The 17,667-nt window shown below is 64.8% G+C and carries 12 protein-coding genes; 10 read left to right on the top strand and 2 right to left on the bottom strand.

Going from position 1 to position 17,667, the window contains the following annotated elements:
* The 5 genes from BSF38_RS24080 to BSF38_RS31510 all read left to right on the top strand — a co-directional run bounded on the left by BSF38_RS24080 (position 1) and on the right by BSF38_RS31510 (position 9,032).
* The gene (locus tag BSF38_RS24080) at positions 1 to 1,386 is read left to right on the top strand and encodes a DUF1501 domain-containing protein (protein WP_076349641.1); all 1,386 of its coding nucleotides are present in this window, start codon (positions 1 to 3) and stop codon (positions 1,384 to 1,386) included.
* Between the two features lie 234 nt (positions 1,387 to 1,620).
* Entirely contained in the window at positions 1,621 to 3,054 is a 1,434-nt protein-coding gene (locus BSF38_RS24075; RefSeq protein ID WP_076351388.1) for a tetratricopeptide repeat protein, read from the top strand.
* A gap of 978 nt (positions 3,055 to 4,032) precedes the next feature.
* Positions 4,033 to 4,683: an RNA polymerase sigma factor gene (locus BSF38_RS30945; protein WP_145952302.1), complete on the top strand. Its 651-nt coding sequence runs from the start codon at positions 4,033 to 4,035 to the stop codon at positions 4,681 to 4,683.
* A 245-nt stretch (positions 4,684 to 4,928) separates the two neighbouring features.
* Entirely contained in the window at positions 4,929 to 7,352 is a 2,424-nt protein-coding gene (locus tag BSF38_RS24065; RefSeq protein WP_076349639.1) for a beta strand repeat-containing protein, read from the top strand.
* A 777-nt stretch (positions 7,353 to 8,129) separates the two neighbouring features.
* Complete coding sequence (locus BSF38_RS31510) at positions 8,130 to 9,032, top strand: hypothetical protein (protein ID WP_168189447.1); 903 nt, start codon at positions 8,130 to 8,132, stop codon at positions 9,030 to 9,032.
* Positions 9,033 to 9,050: 18 nt separating this feature from the next.
* Here the strand turns inward: BSF38_RS31510 and BSF38_RS24055 are convergent, their stop codons facing one another.
* A complete protein-coding gene (locus tag BSF38_RS24055; protein ID WP_076349637.1) occupies positions 9,051 to 10,028 on the bottom strand; it encodes a DUF72 domain-containing protein in 978 nt (325 codons plus the stop codon).
* 200 nt (positions 10,029 to 10,228) lie between these two features.
* Here BSF38_RS24055 and BSF38_RS24050 point away from each other — a divergent pair, with 200 nt between their 5' ends.
* From BSF38_RS24050 to BSF38_RS24040, 3 genes are all read left to right on the top strand, one after another.
* Positions 10,229 to 10,627 (top strand): BlaI/MecI/CopY family transcriptional regulator, encoded by a 399-nt coding sequence (locus BSF38_RS24050; RefSeq protein ID WP_076349636.1) that lies wholly within the window; start codon positions 10,229 to 10,231, stop codon positions 10,625 to 10,627.
* On the top strand, positions 10,624 to 13,986 hold the full coding sequence (locus BSF38_RS24045) for a M56 family metallopeptidase (RefSeq protein ID WP_076349635.1): 3,363 nt from the start codon (positions 10,624 to 10,626) through the stop codon (positions 13,984 to 13,986). Before BSF38_RS24050 ends, BSF38_RS24045 begins: the two co-directional genes overlap by 4 nt.
* A 793-nt stretch (positions 13,987 to 14,779) precedes the next feature.
* On the top strand, positions 14,780 to 15,928 hold the full coding sequence (locus BSF38_RS24040; protein ID WP_076343043.1) for an IS110 family RNA-guided transposase: 1,149 nt from the start codon (positions 14,780 to 14,782) through the stop codon (positions 15,926 to 15,928).
* Between the two features lie 74 nt (positions 15,929 to 16,002).
* Here BSF38_RS24040 and BSF38_RS24035 read toward each other — a convergent pair whose 3' ends face one another.
* On the bottom strand, positions 16,003 to 16,323 hold the full coding sequence (locus BSF38_RS24035) for a hypothetical protein (RefSeq protein ID WP_237170588.1): 321 nt from the start codon (positions 16,321 to 16,323) through the stop codon (positions 16,003 to 16,005).
* A 52-nt stretch (positions 16,324 to 16,375) separates the two neighbouring features.
* Between BSF38_RS24035 and BSF38_RS30455 the strand changes: the two genes are divergently transcribed.
* Together BSF38_RS30455 and BSF38_RS24025 are read left to right on the top strand one after the other, a co-directional pair.
* On the top strand, positions 16,376 to 16,681 hold the full coding sequence (locus BSF38_RS30455; RefSeq protein WP_076351384.1) for a DUF971 domain-containing protein: 306 nt from the start codon (positions 16,376 to 16,378) through the stop codon (positions 16,679 to 16,681).
* Entirely contained in the window at positions 16,678 to 17,667 is a 990-nt protein-coding gene (locus BSF38_RS24025; RefSeq protein WP_076349634.1) for a glycosyltransferase family 2 protein, read from the top strand. Before BSF38_RS30455 ends, BSF38_RS24025 begins: the two co-directional genes overlap by 4 nt.

The raw sequence follows: 17,667 nt of genomic DNA, 5'->3' as shown, positions 1-17,667 counted from the left end.
ATGACCATCGCGTGCGGCGATTTTCGGGCGACCTCGCGGATGTCGCGTCGGTGTCTGCTGCGAGCCGGGACGGCGGGCCTCGCGGGGCTGGCACTGCCGAGCTTGCTGCGGGCGGCGGCCAACCCGGGCGCCCGGGCCCCGGCCAAGCACATTCTCTTCCTCCATCAGTTCGGCGGGCCGTCGCATCTTGATACGTTTGATATGAAGCCCGACGCCCCCGACGGCATCCGCGGCGAGTTCTCGCCGATCGCGACCAACCAACCCGACCTCCGCGTCTCGGAGCACCTGCCCCGGTTCGCGACGGTCGTCGACCGCTTCGCCCAGATCCGGTCGGTCCATCACAAGATGCGGAACCACAACTCAGCGACCTATTACAGCCTGACCGGCCACGCGCCTCTGCTCGACGACATTCGCCTCCGCGACACCCAGGAACTTTACCCCGCGTACGGCAGCACCGTGGCGCGGCTGGCGCCCTCGGACGATCCGGCGATCCCTTCGTTCATGGCGTTCCCGCATGTGATGCGCGACGGCAGCGTCACGCCGGGCCAGCACGCCAGCTTCCTCGGCAAAGCGTACGACCCGTTCTTCATCGGTCAGGACCCGAACCGCAAGAACTTTCGACTCCCCGAGCTGACGCTGCCCGACAAGCTCTCGCTCGATCGGCTCGACGACCGCCGCGGTCTCCAGCGGCTGATCGACTCGCAGACCGACCTGATGTCGTGGTCCGAGACCGCCCAGGGGATCGACGCTTTCTACGATCGCGCCCTGACGATGCTGGCCTCGCCGCGCGTCAAGCGGGCGTTCGACCTGTCGGAAGAGCCGGACCGGCTCCGCGATGAATACGGCCGGACGACCTACGGTCAGAGCTGCCTGCTGGCTCGTCGACTGCTCGAAGCCGGCGTCCGGTTCGTCTCGGTCTACTTCTCGCCCACGATCGGCGGACCGAAGGGGGGCTGGGACACTCACGGCGACAACTTCAACCAGCTCAAGAACAAGCTTCTGCCGATGACCGATCAGACCGTGCCGACCCTGATCCGCGACATGGCGGCCCGGGGGCTGCTGGACGAGACGCTGATCGTCTGGATGGGCGAGTTCGGCCGCACGCCTCGCGTCACCAACACCAAGCAGTTCGGCCCAAACGGCCGCGACCACTGGCCGAACTGCTACACGGTCTTGATGGCCGGCGGCGGGATTACCCCGGGGGCGATCCACGGCGCGAGCGACCGCATCGGCGCGTACCCGGCCATCGACGCCGTCACCCCCGACGACGTCGCCGCCACGATGTTCTGGGCGCTCGGGATCGACCCCGCCACCGAGGTCCGCGACACTCTTGGCCGCCCCTTGCCGATCGCCGCGGGCCAGCCGATCACCAGTATCTTCTCCTAGAAGACGAACGGCCGCCGCCGCATTCAACGCCTCCATCTTCTGGAGTTCGTCTTGGGTTTAGACCCCGTTGGAGCGTCAGTCGGAACGCGCGCCTTTGGGATGTCGACGTTCGGCAACAGCGATTCGCGGGTGCCCGGATTTTTTAATCAAGCATGTCGGCGTGAATCGCTCCCAGGTAGAATTCACTCAAGATCGAGTGAAGACCAGGCTCTGCGGTTGATGAGCGAGGTTGCCATGCGGAACGTCGATTGGAATAGTCTGGCTTTCAATGACGGCGTGCTCGCCGAACCCGTGCGGGGAGATGGGCGAGTCGTTCTCTGGTTGTCCGGCTCAAGCGACGGCGAGTTCCAGTACTGGGAACGGATCGCCATGACGGCCCGCGCCGAGGCGACCAGCGAGCACGGCATCGACGCGACGCCCGCCGTGGCGATCCGCGCCCGGAGGCGATTGTCCAACGGCCTCTTCAGCAAGCTCGCCAGGAAGCTGAGCAAGCGCGACCCGGAGACGACCTGGACCTTGCCCGACGGGAAAGAGGTCGAGCGCTGCGGCGAGCGAAGAACCGACGTGGCGCTTGCCTGGCCGGACGAGAAAACCGGTACGCTCGACGAACAGAGTCTGCGGAGACGATGGCCCGAATTCCGCCGGTTCCAATCGCTCGCCTCCGACCTGTTCCTGGTCGAAGGCGAGGGCGTGGGCGAGCGGTCGCGATCGGAGATGGAGAGCCCCGCGAGCCCTGAGAGTCTCATCAAGCCGGCCGCGCCGGTCGACCTGGCCACGGCGGCGGCGCAGGTCGTGGAATCGGCTCGCCAGCGCGGGGACGCCGGATCGGAGGTTCAGGCGCTAACCGACCTGGCCCTGGTCGTCCTGATCGGAGGGAACGCCGGCGACGCCGTGACGCATCTGCAAAAGGCGCTGGGCTTGTGCCGCGAGTTGGGTGACCGCGAGCGCGAGACCGACGTCCTGTGCAACCTGGGGTTCGCCCTGCTCGGCGTCGGCCAGGCCCAGTCCTCCCGTGAGACCCTGGAATCCGCCCTCGTCCTGGCGCGCGAGTCGCGGGACGTCTACGCCGAAAAGCTCGTGCTCGAGCGCCTGGGCATGGCGCACTCCAACCTCCAGGACCCGGCTGGCGCGCTGTGGCACTTGAACCGGGCGTTGGAGATGGCCCGCGCGGCCGGCGACCGCCAGCAGGAGCCACGCCTCCTCTGGAGGCAGGCGATCGCCCTGGCCGAGATGAATCGACCCGACCAGGCGATCGCCAAGGGGAAGGCCTCCGTGGCCTTCCTCCGCGCCGATGGAAAGCCCGAAGCGTCGTGGTACGAGGCTCAGATTCAGAAGTATCAATTGGATGCGTCGGTTCTGGCCGCGCCGACGCCGGACTTCATGGGAGGGCCGATCTACGCCGGCGCCGTCACAACGGCCCAGACCGCGCCCGATCCGAAGGCCGGCCCCGGGCTCCTCCGGATGGCCTTGTCGGCCACCAAGGCGATGGCGACGTTCCTCGGTTCGGGCATGAAGACCGCGCCGGCCGACGTCCAGCAAACGCGGCTCGCGACCTGCCGGACCTGCGAGCATCACACGGGCCTCCGCTGCCGGATCTGCGGCTGCTTCACGGATGTGAAGAGCCGGATGGCCCATGAACAGTGCCCGATCAGCAAGTGGCCCGCATGACGCCGCTTATCGTCGGTCCCCTCCCGGCGTCGCAAGCCAAGCTCGGCTTCGAGAACGTTCACTCGAAGTCGGCGACGCCGGCGTGATCTCGGATCGCGCGCCGGAAGATTCTCCCACCTCACATGGCTCGGTTCCAAACCGGACAGCCCCCCCGTCGCCCCGTGACGATCGAGTGCCGACGCCCTAGCTTCCTCCATCCTACGAGAGAGGGCGCGTCGTGAACGGTGAAGGTCGAACTCCGGCTCGCGTCAGCCCGAGTCGGCGGCCCTTGCGCGGCCCCACAAATCTCACGTCCACATCCCTGGGTTTCTGAACGTTTCGTGGTGCTGTTCGCTCGCCGCCCCTGAGCATCGCACACGCCGAACGGCGAACGACGCATTGAATGGCACGACTTGATTTCGTCGAGGATGATTCGAAACTTTTTTTTCTGATATTGCAAAACCGGACTTTGAATCGGCGACGCCGGCTCTCGGAAGGCCGTCGCGCGTCCTCGGCCGCCGCGCGATCATTTCAGTTATCTTAAGACGGACTATGCATGCCGAAGCCGACTCTTATTTAGGTGTTCATGTCGGATCATAACGCCTGGTATCAAACACGTCCGATTTCGCCCGCGCTCGCGATTGCGACCAGCTCTTAAAAGCATGGGATTACTGACCTTACAGAACGGCATGGTCGCATGAATAAGCCGATTTAAGCCTATATAGAGTTTTCAAGTTGCGAATTCCCCCCGGAATGCGTCTTTAATCTGAACACGTTGGTATTTTCCCGTAGAGGGTGCTAGACACGGAGACTGGCCACTGATAAATCGATTCAAACACCATCCACATCAATCAGCACGGTGTCGGAGCGACAAACAACAAGCAGCAGACTGCACGCAATCATTCATGGACGACTCGACAACCTTCGTCTGGGAAACATACGTGAGCGATTCAAAAGGCGCTGCTCGGCGCAGGTCAACACTCGGAGAAAGGCTGCCACATGAAAGCGATGGTTTGCGAAGGGGAATTCCGCACCCCAGGAGCCGCTGATCCGTCGAGGTCTCCCTCGAGAACCCGAGAGGACCGTACGAGAGAGGCAAGCGTGGGACCGGTCAGTGATTCACGTGCTGAAGAGGCGCGTCTGCTTGAGGGGTGCCTGCGAGGTGAGAACGACGCCTGGAAGGCGGTGTTCAAGAACTATCATCCTAAGTTGGTTGCTTATATAGCGGTTATGTCGCAAGGTGGGAGCGGGGAGCAAGCCGAGGAGGTGGCCGCCGCGGTCTGGTGCGCCCTCTGGTGCGGGGCTTCCACGCACTTCGGCCGATACGATCCGCGGGCCGGCGGATTGCTGAAGTATTTCAAATCCTTGGCCCGCGGGGAGATATGGCGGCGAAGACGATCCGAGCGGAGTCGCCGCTTTCGCGAGTGCAAGGCCGCCCGCAGCGAATCGACGCGGGACGAAGTCGGGCGGGGCCTCGTGCTTCAGGAATTCCTGGCCACATTGACCCCTCGCGAACGCGAATTCTGCATGTCGATCCTGATGAGCGTGTCGGAATTCGGCGGTCGGGCGGAGGTTTCCACCTGCAATGAGTGGAAACTTCGCAGCCGCGTCATGAAAAAATTTCGGACGTACATGCTCCAGAATAATTGAGTTCCTATTTCGTCAGGAATTGGCGATTTGCGGAGCATTACCTTGTGTCTGGTGCGATGCGACGATGATGCGAACAATCCTGACGACGAGCCGCCTCCGGGTGGATTGGGATCCATCGCTTCGGACCACCGCGCCAGACGAGTGAGCATCTCATTCCCGTGACCTTCGGCCGAGGCCCTTTCCCTGGAGGGTCCTCCTCGACGCATGGTCACAAAAGTAGGCACCTGGATTCAGGAGTTCCGACCATGACTTGGCTTTCCCGCCTGCTCCCCGCGACCCCCAGTCTTCACCGACACGCCGCCACCCTCAACCGCACGACCAAGCAACGTCGCCGTGTGATGACGCTGGAGAACCTTGAGCAGCGTCTCGTTCTCAGTAACGTGTCGGCCAGCTTCTCGGCCGGAATCCTGACTATCAACGCCGACCAGTTCAATAACTCGTTCAAGATCACGGAAACCACCGCCGCCGCCGGCGGAAAGGTGACCGTCTCCTCGCTGACGCCCGCGACCACGATCAACTCGACCGCCGCGGCTTACCAGACGCCTTCCGCGGTCACGGCGATCAAGGTCAACCTCGTCGGCACCACCGACTCCGACGTCATCCAGTTGGTGGGCGCCGGCAAGACCACGGCGACGACGGTCAAGACCGTCGACTTCACCGTGGACAAGACCTACCTCAACCTCAGCGTGAACAACGTCGACAACACCGGCGCGTTCACGCTCACCACCAAGGGCAAGCTCACGGCCACCGTCCTCAACAGCACGTTCACCGCGCTGTCAATCGATCAGAGCCAGGGCTGCTGCTTGGCCACCGTCGAGCTGGGCAACGACGCCATCGCCGGCTCGGTCAGCGTGAAGGAAGGCAGCGCCGACAAGGACGTCATCAACGTCCACGACAGCAAGCTCGGATCGACCTACCTCGCCCAGGGCAACGGCAACGGCGACACCATCACCGTCACGAACAACACCGTCAAGGATCTGACCGTCTGCCAGGGCAACGGCAACGGCGACTCGATCTCCGTCGACGGCCTCAAGATCGCCTCGACCAGCTTCGGCGTGATCACCACCCAGGGCAACGGCAACAACGACACGACGACGATCAACAACGTGACCGTCACCGGCCTCGTGCCCAACAATCCGCAGATCATCCCCAGCATCTACGTCACCCAGGGCAACGGCAACGGCGACACCGCTTCGGTCACCAACTCCATCGTTCCGGGCAATATCTCGATCTGCCAGGGCGACGGCAACAACGACTCGGCCTCGATCACCGATAGCAGCGCCGGGTTCGTGATCAAGGGCTACCTGTACTTCGGCAACGTGTCGATCAAGCAGGGCAACGGCGCCCAAGACCAGGCCGTGGTCAGCGGCGTCAACGCCAACAACGTTTACGTTTGCCAGGGCAACGGCAACGAAGACTTCGCTTCGGTCACCAGCTCCAAGGTCAATGGCTGCGTCCTGGTCACCCAGGGCAACGGCGGCCCGATCAATAACGATCTGTTCGGCGACATCGCCATCGTCGACGGCGTCACCGGCCTCGCGGGCACCATCAAGGTCAGCCAGGGCGACGGCAACTACGACCAGGCCTCGGTGACCAACTCCGACGCTCAGTGGGGCATCTTCATCTGCCAGGGCAACGGCAATGGCGACTGGGCCATGATCGACACCGTCAGCACCCTCTACGGCGCCATCGCGATCACCCAGGGCAACGGCGGCGGCGACTACGCCTCCATCTCCAACGCCCTCGCCGCGTGCGACATCTCGATCTGCCAGGGCAACGGCGGCAGCGACGCCGCCTTGATCAACACCGTCACCAGCTCGAACGGCAGCGTCTGGATCACCCAGGGCAACGGCGGCGGCGACTACGCCTCGATTAGCAACGCCGATGCGTATTGCAACATCTCGATCTGCCAGGGCAACGGCGACGGCGACCAAGCCTTCGTGAGCTCCTCCACCGCCGGCGGCAACATCAGCATCACCCAGGGCAACGGCAACGGCGACACGGCCGTGGTCGACAGCAGCACCGCCGGGTGGAACATCACGATCTGCCAGGGCGACGGCAATCTTGACACGGCGTCGGTCACCAACTCCACCGCCGTCGGGTATCTGGAGCCCGTCTACGACAACGCCGGCAACCTGCTTTACTTCATCGATTGCGACGGCAACATCAGCATCACCCAGGGCAACGGCTATGGTGACACGGCCAACGTCGACGGCGACAGCGCCAACAACGTCTACGTCTGCCAGGGCGACAACATCTTCACGCCCGATTGCGACGGCTACCCGGGCGACACCGTCAACATCAACGACTCGATCATCACCAGCGACATCGTGATCCACCAGGGCAGCAGTGACGCCGTCGGTGGTTACCTTGTCAACATTGGCGACCAGAGCCCGGTCACCGCGGGCGGGTACACGCTGATCTGCCAGAACGGCGCCGGCAACACCGTCATCCTCGGCTCTGACAGTTCCTCGTTCGAGACCGCCTACCTCGACGTGAACACCGGAGCGGGCGGCGGCGGATTCGTCATGGCCACGAACACCACCGTCGACTGGGGCTCGTACTTCGGCTTCGACTTCACGATCGACGGCGGCGGGGACGGCAACACGTTCTTCGACGCCGGCGGCAACGACGGGGTCACCGCCTCTGCCAACTACAACGTCGTCTGACGTCAACTACGACTCGACACAGGCTCCCCCGCCGCTGGCGGGGGGCCGACGTGCTGCGAAACAGGCCGGGGCCCCCCCGGCCTGTTTCGCATTCCACGACCCACCACCGCCCCCTTCGCCACGCCTTGACTCATCTCGCGCCGCACGAAGATCGCGCCCAGACGCGCACCTCCTAATTATTCCCACATGAACCGCATCGCGCTCGACGTCGCGGGAGTCGTTCAGCTTAAAACAGAGCAGCCACGCTCGGGAAACAGGGCGTGCCGATCATCTCTCCTCGCATCCTGAGGGTATCGCGTTCGCGCCCGTCTCGAAGGCGAAAAGGGCGACGTCGCGGCCTATCTCCCTTCCGGCTCCGTCCGCCGCTCATCGCGTCGCGACGTCCGGAAAATCCAAGCGGCCCTTCCGTTTACGATCGGCGTCGCGATTCCGCCACGCCGGGACCGTCCCGTCCTTGGGCTTCAAGCGTCCGCCCCTTACCGGCCCGCCCCACGGCGTCAAGGCCCTGGTTCGCCGCATGGCTACCGGTTTGCGCAGGGGAAAACCCCGCAATCTACCATGTCTTTCCACCTTCCACGGCACCGAAGTTGTTAATTTTCATTAAATCAGAGAGTTGGTGAGTCTGAAGCACACCATGTGATTAAATAAAGCGACACAGGCGGCTTTCTCGGTGCACGCATGACTTCGTTCTCTTATGATCGTCCCGGCGACTATTTGAATCTCGTAAGACCTGGCCTTCCCAGATCCTCCAGGCGCGAACATGGAACAGATGTTCGCATGCGCGTTGTTCGCGTGGGAATGGCCATCGCCCGGCGGGCCAAGATCATGAAACGAAGCAAGTTGAACCGTCCCTCGGGGCTCGTGGTCGTGCCCCGGGTCCTGGCATTGAGCTGCGGGGTCTTCGGCGTCGGCCTTTCCGCCCAGGCCGACACGATCCTTCTTCCCGCGGATCTCAAGCCGGGACAGACGTTCCAGGTGGCGTTCGTCACCAATGGCACATTGACCGCGGAATCCAGCGATATCGCCGTTTACAACAACTTCGTCACGCTCGCGGCCGCGGCGGCCGGACTCGATGTCATCAATGGTCAGCCGGTGACATGGACCGCGATCATCTCGACCGCGACAGTCAACGCTCGCGACAACGCGCCGCAAATCGCGCCGGTCTATGACGTCGACTCGCTCCTCATCACAGCGGTCCCGGGGGGCCTCTGGAACACCACGTCGAAGTTTTTGAACAACCCGATCAACACAACGGAATCCGGGAATCAGCTCCTCTGGGGATATGTCGGCACTGGGTCCAACGCCAGCGGCGTGAGTTCTCCGGGGCCGACGTTCGGTAGCGCCGCGCCACTCATGGCCCAGGGTGACCTTACATCCATCTTCCCGTCTTGGCTCGCGAATGCGTACCTGTTCCCGGGTACCACATACCACCTTTACGCCCTCTCAAGCCCGATCACGATCCGGGAACCCAACCAGAACCCCGGCGGAGAACCTGGCGGGAATCCCGGCGGGAACCCTGGCGGAGACCTCGGTGGAGACCCCGGCGGGAACGACCCGGGCGGTCCTCGCACAGTGCCGGAGGCGTCGTCGCTGCGACTCGGAATGCTTGGTTTTCTATCGCTTCTGGCGCGGTGGGCGGGGGGGCGTTGGAAGCCGCTGGGCGGCGAACGAAGGCCGTGACGGCGAGGTCGTCGCCTCTCAGACCGCCAGGTCGTCGACGACTGCCTCGATCGTCCCCGGCGCGTAGCCTTCGATCCGGTTGTTCACGAACAGAAAAGCCGGCTGCGAGGCTCGCCACGACCGTTCGGCGATGATCCGCAGCGCCTTACGCACCGCCGGGTTCGGTTCCTGAACGGATTGATAGGGGCTGAACCTCTCGACTGCCTGCGCGTACGGCCGGCCGTGCTTGAGCAAGGCGCGGGCGACGCTGAAATCGGCCGTGAACGCGCCTGGCATGTCGATCTGTTCGAGCGGCTCGGGCATCCGCGTCCAGGCGTTGAACAGATGGGCCGTGTTGTGGGCGCGGAGGAGCGAGAAATAATCCGCGCCCAGGTATTCCGGGTTGCGAACCTCGACGGAGTACCGAAAGCCGGGCGGAAGCTCGTCGAGGAACGGGCCGAGCCGCTCGTAAAAATCCTCGGGCCTGGCGAACGTCGATCGAGCGATCGTGCCGAACTCGAACATCAACACGGCGACCCGATCGCGATGCCGCCAGAGCGGCCGGGCGAACAGCTCCTTGAACAGCTTCGCGTCGAGGAAGCCCTCGTTGACCTTCCCCGCCCGGCTGCCGTAACGCGCGTGTTGCGGCCAGCGCGGGACGGTCACCTCCTCGGGGACCTTGAGCCCGAACCGCAGCGGCTCGGGCGCGTCGTCGAACAGCGTCTTCCAGTACGCCGCCGACGGAAACTGGTAGAAGCTGAAGTCCCCGCCGACGACCGGGAAAACCCTGCCGTACTCGCGCAGGCACTCGCTCTCGAACTTCTTCTGCGAGAACTTCCCGCGCGTCTCGTAGCGGTCGCTTCGATAGATCGATCCCAGCCACCCCTCGTACTTCCACGACGAAGTTCCGAAAAACAAGTTCTTCTCCGCCAAGGCGCGGAGCTTCGGCGCCAGCGATGCCGCCCGGGCTGGCTGATCGTCGTCGGGTTCGGAGTCGAACAGCGAAAGTTGGGCCATGATCACCTGTCGATCGGACGAAGCGCATTTCCACGTATCGCGACGTCCCCATTCTAGTTCTCCGGGTGCCCGATGACGACGCCCCTTCGAACAGAGTTCGAATCCCTCATACGAATCGCGACGTCCCCGCTTGAAGATACTATGTTTCCAGTATATACTGCGAACATAGTAACCAAGAACGAGGCGGAGGCGGATTCCTCATGGGACAGGCGCGACCGTCGGAGTTGGAGCTGCAAGTCTTGGGTGTCTTGTGGGATCGGGGGCCGTCGCCGGTCCGCGAGATCCTCGAAGCGATGCCCGACGGGAAGGATCGCGCATACACGACGATCCTCTCGGTCTTGCAGGTTTTGGAGAAGAAGGGGCTGGTCCGGCACACGCGGCTGGGGCAGGCCAACGTGTATCACCCCAAGCACAAGCGCGGGCAGGTTCTCGGCCCGATGATGAAGGACCTGCTGCGCAACGCGTTCGGCGGCAGCCCGGCGCGGGCGCTTCAGTCGCTGCTCGACGGCGCGGACGTCAGGCCGGGCGACCTCGAAGAGATCCGCAAGGTCATCGCTCAAGCCGAGAGCGATCTCAAGCCCGAGGAGGGTGCGGTATGATCGGATTGAGCCTCTTCGACGAACCGTTGTGGCGCTTCCTGGTCGCGGCTCTCCTGCACACGCTCTGGCAAGGGGCCTTGATCTCTTTGCTATTAGCCTTCGTGCTGCGGAAGTTGCCGGCCGGCCGACACGAGACACGCTACCTGCTGACTCTCGCCGCGCAGTTCAGCGTCTTGCTCGCGGGGCTGACGACCTGGGGCTGGCTCGAACGCCCCGAGGCCGCCGTCCCCGTCTCTCCGGTCCGTCGGGAAGCCGCCATCGAGAAGGCGACGCCCGAGATCGTCACCGAACCGATGGCGAAGCCAGTACAGCCGGCATCCATCATCGTCGAATCGACCTGGGTTCCGGTCCTCGCGATCGGCTGGCTGGCGGGCGTCGGCTTGATGCTGCTCAGGAGCGCCGGGTCTGTTCTCTCGGCCCATCGCCTGGCTCGCGGATCACGCGTCACGGAACCCTCGATCGTCTCGTTGCTCGATCGGCTGCGGGGGGAGCTTCGAATCCGACGTCCGATCCGGGTGGTCGCCTGCGAAACGATCGCCGGTCCCGCCGTGCTCGGAATGATCCGGCCGACGCTCATCCTGCCGATCGCGCTGATGACGGGCCTGCCGCCCGACGCCGTCCGCGCGATCCTGGCTCATGAATTAGCCCATATCCGTCGTCACGACTACGCCGTGAACCTGTTGCAGATGCTTATCGAGTCGCTCTTGTACTTCAATCCGACGGTCTGGTGGTTGGGCCGACAGGTTCGGATCGAGCGCGAGGCCTGCTGCGACGCCCTGGCCGTCCGCCTGCTGGGAAATCCACTGGCCTACTCGCACGCCCTGGCGGAATGGGCCGGCATGATGAGCGTCCCCCTCGGCGTCGCGGCCTGGAGCGGTGACGGTCGACCTTCCACATTATTGGAGCGGATTCGCCGCGTCCTCCGCCCCGGCGAGCGGTTCGGCCCCCAGCGGATCTCGCTTGCGAGTCTGTTCGTCCTGCTGGCGATCGGCCCGATCTTGCTGGCGTTGCTCTGGAAGGGGACCCAGGCCGCCGTCGTCCTGGCCGTTCAGGCCCTCACGCCCGCCCAACGCGTCGAGAAGATCGAGCAGGCGCAGGCGATCTACGGCGTCGGTTCCGGCGGCAAAGCCGTGCTCAAGGGGACGATCCGGACGTCGGACGGCAAGGCGCTCGCCTCGGGGGGGACGCTGTTCCTGCTCACATCCAACGGCAACAGCAGCAGCCAGGGGACGGCCGGCGATTTCCGTGACACGTTCTCCATCGAGTCGGGAACCGGCTCCGCCTGGATCTTGGCCGATGCCGACGATTACGCTCCCAGGCTGGTCGGCCCTTTCAAGGCCGAAGCCGGCAAGACGATCGAGGACATCGCGATCGTCCTCGATCCAGGCTTCCCTTACCGAGTTCGCGTGATCGACGATCGCGGCAAGCCGATCGCGGGCGCTCTGGTCAAAGGGAACTTGCTCAGCAGGGGCAGTTGGTCGTCGAGCCGCCCGGGCTGGACGACGGATGCGAACGGCGTCGCGACGATCGCACACGCCGCGGCTCGGACCTACGGCTTCTCGATCTCGGCTCACGGTTTCCAGATCCCCGATACGAACTTCCGAGCGACTCCTGAGCCGGGAGGAACGGCGAGCTTCTCCCTTCAGCACGCCCAGGAGACGCGCGGAGTCGTCGTCGATCGCGACGGCCGCCCGGTGGCCGACGCGACCATCCGGATCATGGCGGAACACCAACCCGACCGAGGCGGTCGCGACAATGGAACCAATGGGCCGATCGTCGGCAAGACCGACGCCGAAGGCCGATTTCGAATCGACACCCTGTCGGACGGGGCCAGATACTTGCTTCTCGTCGAGTCCAAGACCAAGGATAGCGGCTTCATTCCCAACGTGCAGCCGGGGCAGAACGATCTGCGGGCGACGGTCGTCCCATGCCCGACTCTCGAAGGTCGAGTCGTGGGAGATCTGAAGGCCCTGGAGCATCACCACGGCGTGCCGATCCTCTGGTCGACCCAGGACGTGCCGACCGGTTTCGTCGCGAAGGGCGCGAGCGGACCGGAGACGACGCGATCCAACGGGAGAGTCGCCGTTGATCCATCCGGCGGCTTCAAGCTTGAGAACCTCGTCCCTGGCGCGATGTCCATCCGGTCCGGGAATCGAGTCTGGAAGTATACGATCCCCGCGACGACCGCCCCGCTGATCGTCGACCTGAATCAAGCCCTCAAGGGGCCGGCCGACCGTCGCGTCGCGCTTCATGTCGTCTCGGCGGATGGGGCGGTTCGTTCCCCGGGCTTGATCCGGATCTTTTACAAGAACGGCGACGTCGATCTCGATCGCAAGGTCGAGCTTCGCGATGGACGAGCGGGTTTCGACGCGCCAGTCGGCAGTCAGGTGAGCTATGAGCTTGAAGCGTTGGCCGGTTATTGGTTTGCAAGCGGCAACCTGACGGTGAAGCCGGGAGACGACGATCAAACGGTCGAGATCAAGGCGATCCCGGCGGGCGCGATCGTGGGTCGGGTGCTCAATGTCGACGGCGCGGCGATTGTTGAGAATGTGAGCCTGAACTGCAAGTGCGTGAAGCCCCCCGCGGGTCTCGCCGACCAGTATCTGCACGTCAACAACGTCAGCGTGGACGCCGGCGGCCGGTTCTTCATCTCTCCGCTGCCGCTGGGAGGGACCTACGTCGCGGTCGCGAGTCGCGGCCATGCACCGCAAGCCGGCGATTCGATCCTGCTCGACGAGGTGGAGCCGACGAAGGAGGTCGAGATCCGACTGCCGCGCACAACCGTCGCGACCGGCCGGGTCCTCGGACCCGACGGCCGTCCGTTGCGTGACGCGCCCGTCTCCCTGGTCCTCGAAGACCCCCTTGTGGGAACCAGTTGGGGGTCGCCGGTCTTGACCGATCACGACGGCCGATTCCGGTTCGACGATCTTGCGGCGGATAGGAACGGGTACGCCGCAAAATTGAACTTCCGGAAGGACTTCCAGCCCACCAAGGCGTCGCTGCACCCCGGCGGCGGCCCCACGGAGATCCAGGTCGAGCGCGGAAGGCGGCTGGAGGGCCGGGTCGTGGAGGCGTCGACGGGTCGGCCGATCCCCGGCGTCGAGATGTACGCGATGACGCGAGATCCGGGCATTCCGGGCAGCTACCGGCGATTCGACCCGGAATCGGTGACGGACGACGACGGGCGGTTTCGGTTCAGCAACTTGCCCGAGCAAACGGTTGAGCTGAACGACGGCTCCGGCCTCGATTGGAAGTCGCCGACCTCGCGCGAGGCCCACCCCGACCAGAGCCCGCCGATCGTCATCCGCGCGGCGCTGCCGAGTTGGAGTCAGCTCAAGCCGTCGCCGCCGAAGGAGTGATCGACCGGGTTGCCATGAAAATAGTCCGTGGGACGATCGGGAGAGCGAAATACGAGCCCGAAGCGCCAGCGAGTGAATTCCCCCGTCAGCGTGCCGAGTCAGCGAACGCAAACCAATGCACTCGCTGGCGCTTCGGGCTCGTTTAGGGAGGGCGCTCGCGGCACGACCCGGAGTCCATTTTCATGAGGACGGGCCCCCCAAACTGGGCGATCGCGTCGTATGCTTTAGGTAAGGGAATCTCCGTCCGGAGCGTCCTGGCTCGTTGACAATTCGGTATCGGTGAAGGCGGAAGCGACGTCGAACCATCCCAAATCCGCGCGAACCAACCTAATTGACCAGCGGACGGCCGGGGCGGCGGAAGCAGGGTCGATAACCAACGTGTTCCGAGCGATCGAAGCCAATCCGGCGGCGCGGCGTGAGGCATAGCCATCGCCCGAAAGCATTACAACGGTGAAGCTTGGAACGGACAGTGCCGCCCGCTTTACCTGGGGCGACTCGCTGGTTCCTCTACGAAGGAACGGTCATGAGCCTTTGGCTCAACCCGTCCCATGAAAATGGGGTCGGGTTGGGTTATGCTGCGGATGTCCGGCCCTGGGCGAGAGGCCGTCATTGGCTTTGGTGTCGCGAACCCGCGAAGGAACTTGGTCCCGGCCTCGGCTCGACTTCACGTCGAACCCCGTCCTGTCGCCCCCCGGAAGCGGGGGAGCACGTAGAAGAAACTGCTTTACGCCCCGAGGTCGTCCCACCGGCTCGGACTGCTTCGTTTCCGACCACTCGAGTTGGAGGGGACGTCATGGACATCGTTCACGATCGCTGCGCCGGGCTCGACGTCCACAAGAAGACCGTCGTCGCCTGCGTCCGCCACATCAACCCCGACGGCTCGGTCGCCTCGGTGGTCCACACCTTCGGCACGATGACCGCGGACTTGCTGGCCCTGGCCGACTGGCTCGACGCCCACGGCGTCCGCGAGGTCGCCATGGAGAGCACGGGCGTCTACTGGAAGCCGATCTTCCACATCCTGGAAGGGCGATTCGACGTGATGCTGGTCAACGCCGGGCGGCTCAAGCAGGTCCCCGGCCGCAAGACCGACGTCAAGGACGCCGAGTGGATCGCCCAGTTGCTCCAGCACGGGCTGCTGTCGCCCAGCTTCATCCCCAAGCCGGAGATCCGCGAGCTTCGCGACCTGACCCGGCAGCGCACCGAGTTGGTCCGCGACCGCGCCGCGGTGGCCAATCGCCTCCAGAAGACGCTGGAGGACGCCAACGTCAAGCTGGGGTCGGTGGCCAGCGACGTCCTGGGGGCCTCGGGGCGCGCCATGATCCGGGCGATCATCGACGGCCAGGACGACCCGGAGAAGCTGGCCGATCTGGCCAAGCAGCGGCTCCGGGGCAAGATCCCCGAGCTGAGGCGGGCGCTGTTGGGCCGGGTCACCGACCACCACCGCTTCGTGCTCCGGCTGCTGACGGATCAGATCGACGCGTTGGAACGCCTGATCGAGCGGCTGGACGAGCGGATCGACGAGGCCATGAGGCCGTTCGACGAGGCGGCGGGCCGGCTCCAGGGGATCCCCGGAGTGGGGGATCGGGCGGCGGAGGTGATCGTGGGGGAGATCGGGCCGGACGTGGAGTCGTTCCCGACCGCGGGCCACCTCTGCTCCTGGGCGGGGCTGTGCCCGGGCAACGACCAAAGCGCCGGCAAACGCCGCAGCGGCAAGACGACCAAGGGGAGTCCGTGGCTGCGTTCGCTCCTGGTGCAGTCGGCGTGGTCGGCCAGCCACGCCAAGAACACCGCCTTCAGCATCTGCTACCGTCGATGGGTCCCACGACTCGGGAAAAAGAAGGCTCTCATCGCCGTGGCGCACAAGATCCTGGTGGTGATCTGGCACCTGCTCAAGAACGGGGCCGACTACCGCGAACGCCAACTACCAGCCCCTGCAGCCTGACACATGGCCCGGAAGATTTTCAGAAGAAGCCAATTTCCGCGAGTCGGGTCGGTGGGCGGCTGCCGCTGCTCAAGTCAGATCTCGTGCCGGATTCGGTTGTCGACCGATCCCGGCCGAGGCACCACGCGCAGGCCGGCCTTGCCGAGGCGGCTGACGAGGATCGACCAGTGGCGAGCGAGGCTGTGGGCGTCCATCGTGTGCGAGCAGGCGATCGTCTCGCGGTCGTGCCGGCCGACGACTTTGGCACCGCCGGGGGCGCGAAACAGCGCCCGACGCACGGCGTTGACGCTCGGGGCCAGGACGTAGAATCGTCCATCAAGTGCGTCGGCGTCGGCGTGTTCCGGGGGCGTCGCCTCTTCGTGCCAGGGACGTTTTTTGCTATCCTGGTGTCTCATGCTTGCGATCCCGCGAGCGGCGGCTGATTCTGATTTTCGGGGCTTCGTGGCCATGGTTGATCCTCCCAGCAATATCCGGGCCCATCAAGCCGAGCAGCTTCTCGAGATCGTCTGGCCCGACGGCGCGGTGAATCGGTTCCCGTACCGGTTCCTCCGCTCGGAATGCCCGTGCGCCAGTTGCCGGGACGAGTGGACCGGCGAGCGGATCATCCGGATCGAGCACGTCCGCGAGGACGTCAAGCTCGCCGGGATGGAGATGGTCGGCAACTACGCGGTCCAGCCCTCGTGGAGCGACGGCCATTCGTCGGGCATCTACACCTGGGAGATGCTTCACAACCTGGCCACCGAGATCCCGTGACGCCGACCATCACCGTCGCGATCCCCACCTACAACGGCGAACGCCACATTACCGAAGCCCTGCGCGGGATCTTGGCCCAGGAAGACGCCGCGTTCGACCTTCTCGTCTGCGACGACTCTTCGGACGACCGCACGCTCGAATGGGTTCGCGCCGAGGCCGGCGACCGCGCGCGAATCGTGACCGGCTCGGAGCGGCTCGGCCTGGCGGCGAACTGGAACCGCTGCATGGCCGAGAGCCGCACCCCCTGGGTCGCGATTTTTCATCAAGACGACGTGATGCGGCCGGGGCATCTTCGCGACCATCTCGAAGCGATCGACCGCGAACGGCCCTACGCGCTGGGCTTGATCGCCGGCCCTGCCGACGTCGTCGACGAGTCGGGTAAGCCGGTCGCCGCCGACGTCGTCGACCCCGGTGGCGTTCCGGACTCGACCGGGGCCAGCCCGGGCCGAATCGGGCTTTACCAGCCAGGTGGATTCGTGAGGTCGCTCGCGAGCGGCAACATTCTCCGATGCTCGGCCGTGACGACGAACAAGCGGGCTCACGAGATCGTCAGCGGCTTCGACTCGTCGCTTCGCTACGCCGTCGACTGGGATTTCTGGATCCGCGTCGCCGAGCGGTTCGGCGTGGCGTGGTGCAACGGCCCGGCGACCGTCTCCGTGCGGTGGCACGCGGCTAGCGAGACGCATCGCTTCAAGGCGACCCTCGACGATCTGGAAGAAACCGCACGGATCACGGCCAAATTCCCGGCTCTCGATCAGCGAGCCTGCCGCCGCAAACTCGCCCGCGCATATCTCAACCGCGCGTATGACGCACTCCGCGCCGGCCGGATCGAGCTGGCCCGCGCGGCGCTCGGCCGATCGGTCCATCTCGCGCCGGCGATCGTCGCCACGATCCTTGCCGATCCCCGACTCGCCGCGCAGATGGGCGTTCTCACGCTCGCGCCTGGGCTGGCAAGGCATTGGTTTACCTCGAATCAAGGCGACTGA

Source organism: Paludisphaera borealis (genome assembly GCF_001956985.1).
Lineage (GTDB): Bacteria > Planctomycetota > Planctomycetia > Isosphaerales > Isosphaeraceae > Paludisphaera > Paludisphaera borealis.
The sequence above is the reverse complement of the archived record's forward strand: the minus strand, read 5'-3'. Positions and strand labels throughout refer to the sequence as shown.

Bases quoted from the DNA above. Each gene is read 5' to 3' on its own strand.
- BSF38_RS24080 (WP_076349641.1), top strand. From the start codon at position 1: ATGACCATCGCGTGCGGCGATTTTCGGGCGACCTCGCGGATGTCGCGT.
- BSF38_RS24075 (WP_076351388.1), top strand. From the start codon at position 1,621: ATGCGGAACGTCGATTGGAATAGTCTGGCTTTCAATGACGGCGTGCTC.
- BSF38_RS30945 (WP_145952302.1), top strand. From the start codon at position 4,033: ATGAAAGCGATGGTTTGCGAAGGGGAATTCCGCACCCCAGGAGCCGCT.
- BSF38_RS24065 (WP_076349639.1), top strand. From the start codon at position 4,929: ATGACTTGGCTTTCCCGCCTGCTCCCCGCGACCCCCAGTCTTCACCGA.
- BSF38_RS31510 (WP_168189447.1), top strand. From the start codon at position 8,130: ATGCGCGTTGTTCGCGTGGGAATGGCCATCGCCCGGCGGGCCAAGATC.
- BSF38_RS24055 (WP_076349637.1), bottom strand. From the start codon at position 10,028: ATGGCCCAACTTTCGCTGTTCGACTCCGAACCCGACGACGATCAGCCA.
- BSF38_RS24050 (WP_076349636.1), top strand. From the start codon at position 10,229: ATGGGACAGGCGCGACCGTCGGAGTTGGAGCTGCAAGTCTTGGGTGTC.
- BSF38_RS24045 (WP_076349635.1), top strand. From the start codon at position 10,624: ATGATCGGATTGAGCCTCTTCGACGAACCGTTGTGGCGCTTCCTGGTC.
- BSF38_RS24040 (WP_076343043.1), top strand. From the start codon at position 14,780: ATGGACATCGTTCACGATCGCTGCGCCGGGCTCGACGTCCACAAGAAG.
- BSF38_RS24035 (WP_237170588.1), bottom strand. From the start codon at position 16,323: ATGAGACACCAGGATAGCAAAAAACGTCCCTGGCACGAAGAGGCGACG.
- BSF38_RS30455 (WP_076351384.1), top strand. From the start codon at position 16,376: ATGGTTGATCCTCCCAGCAATATCCGGGCCCATCAAGCCGAGCAGCTT.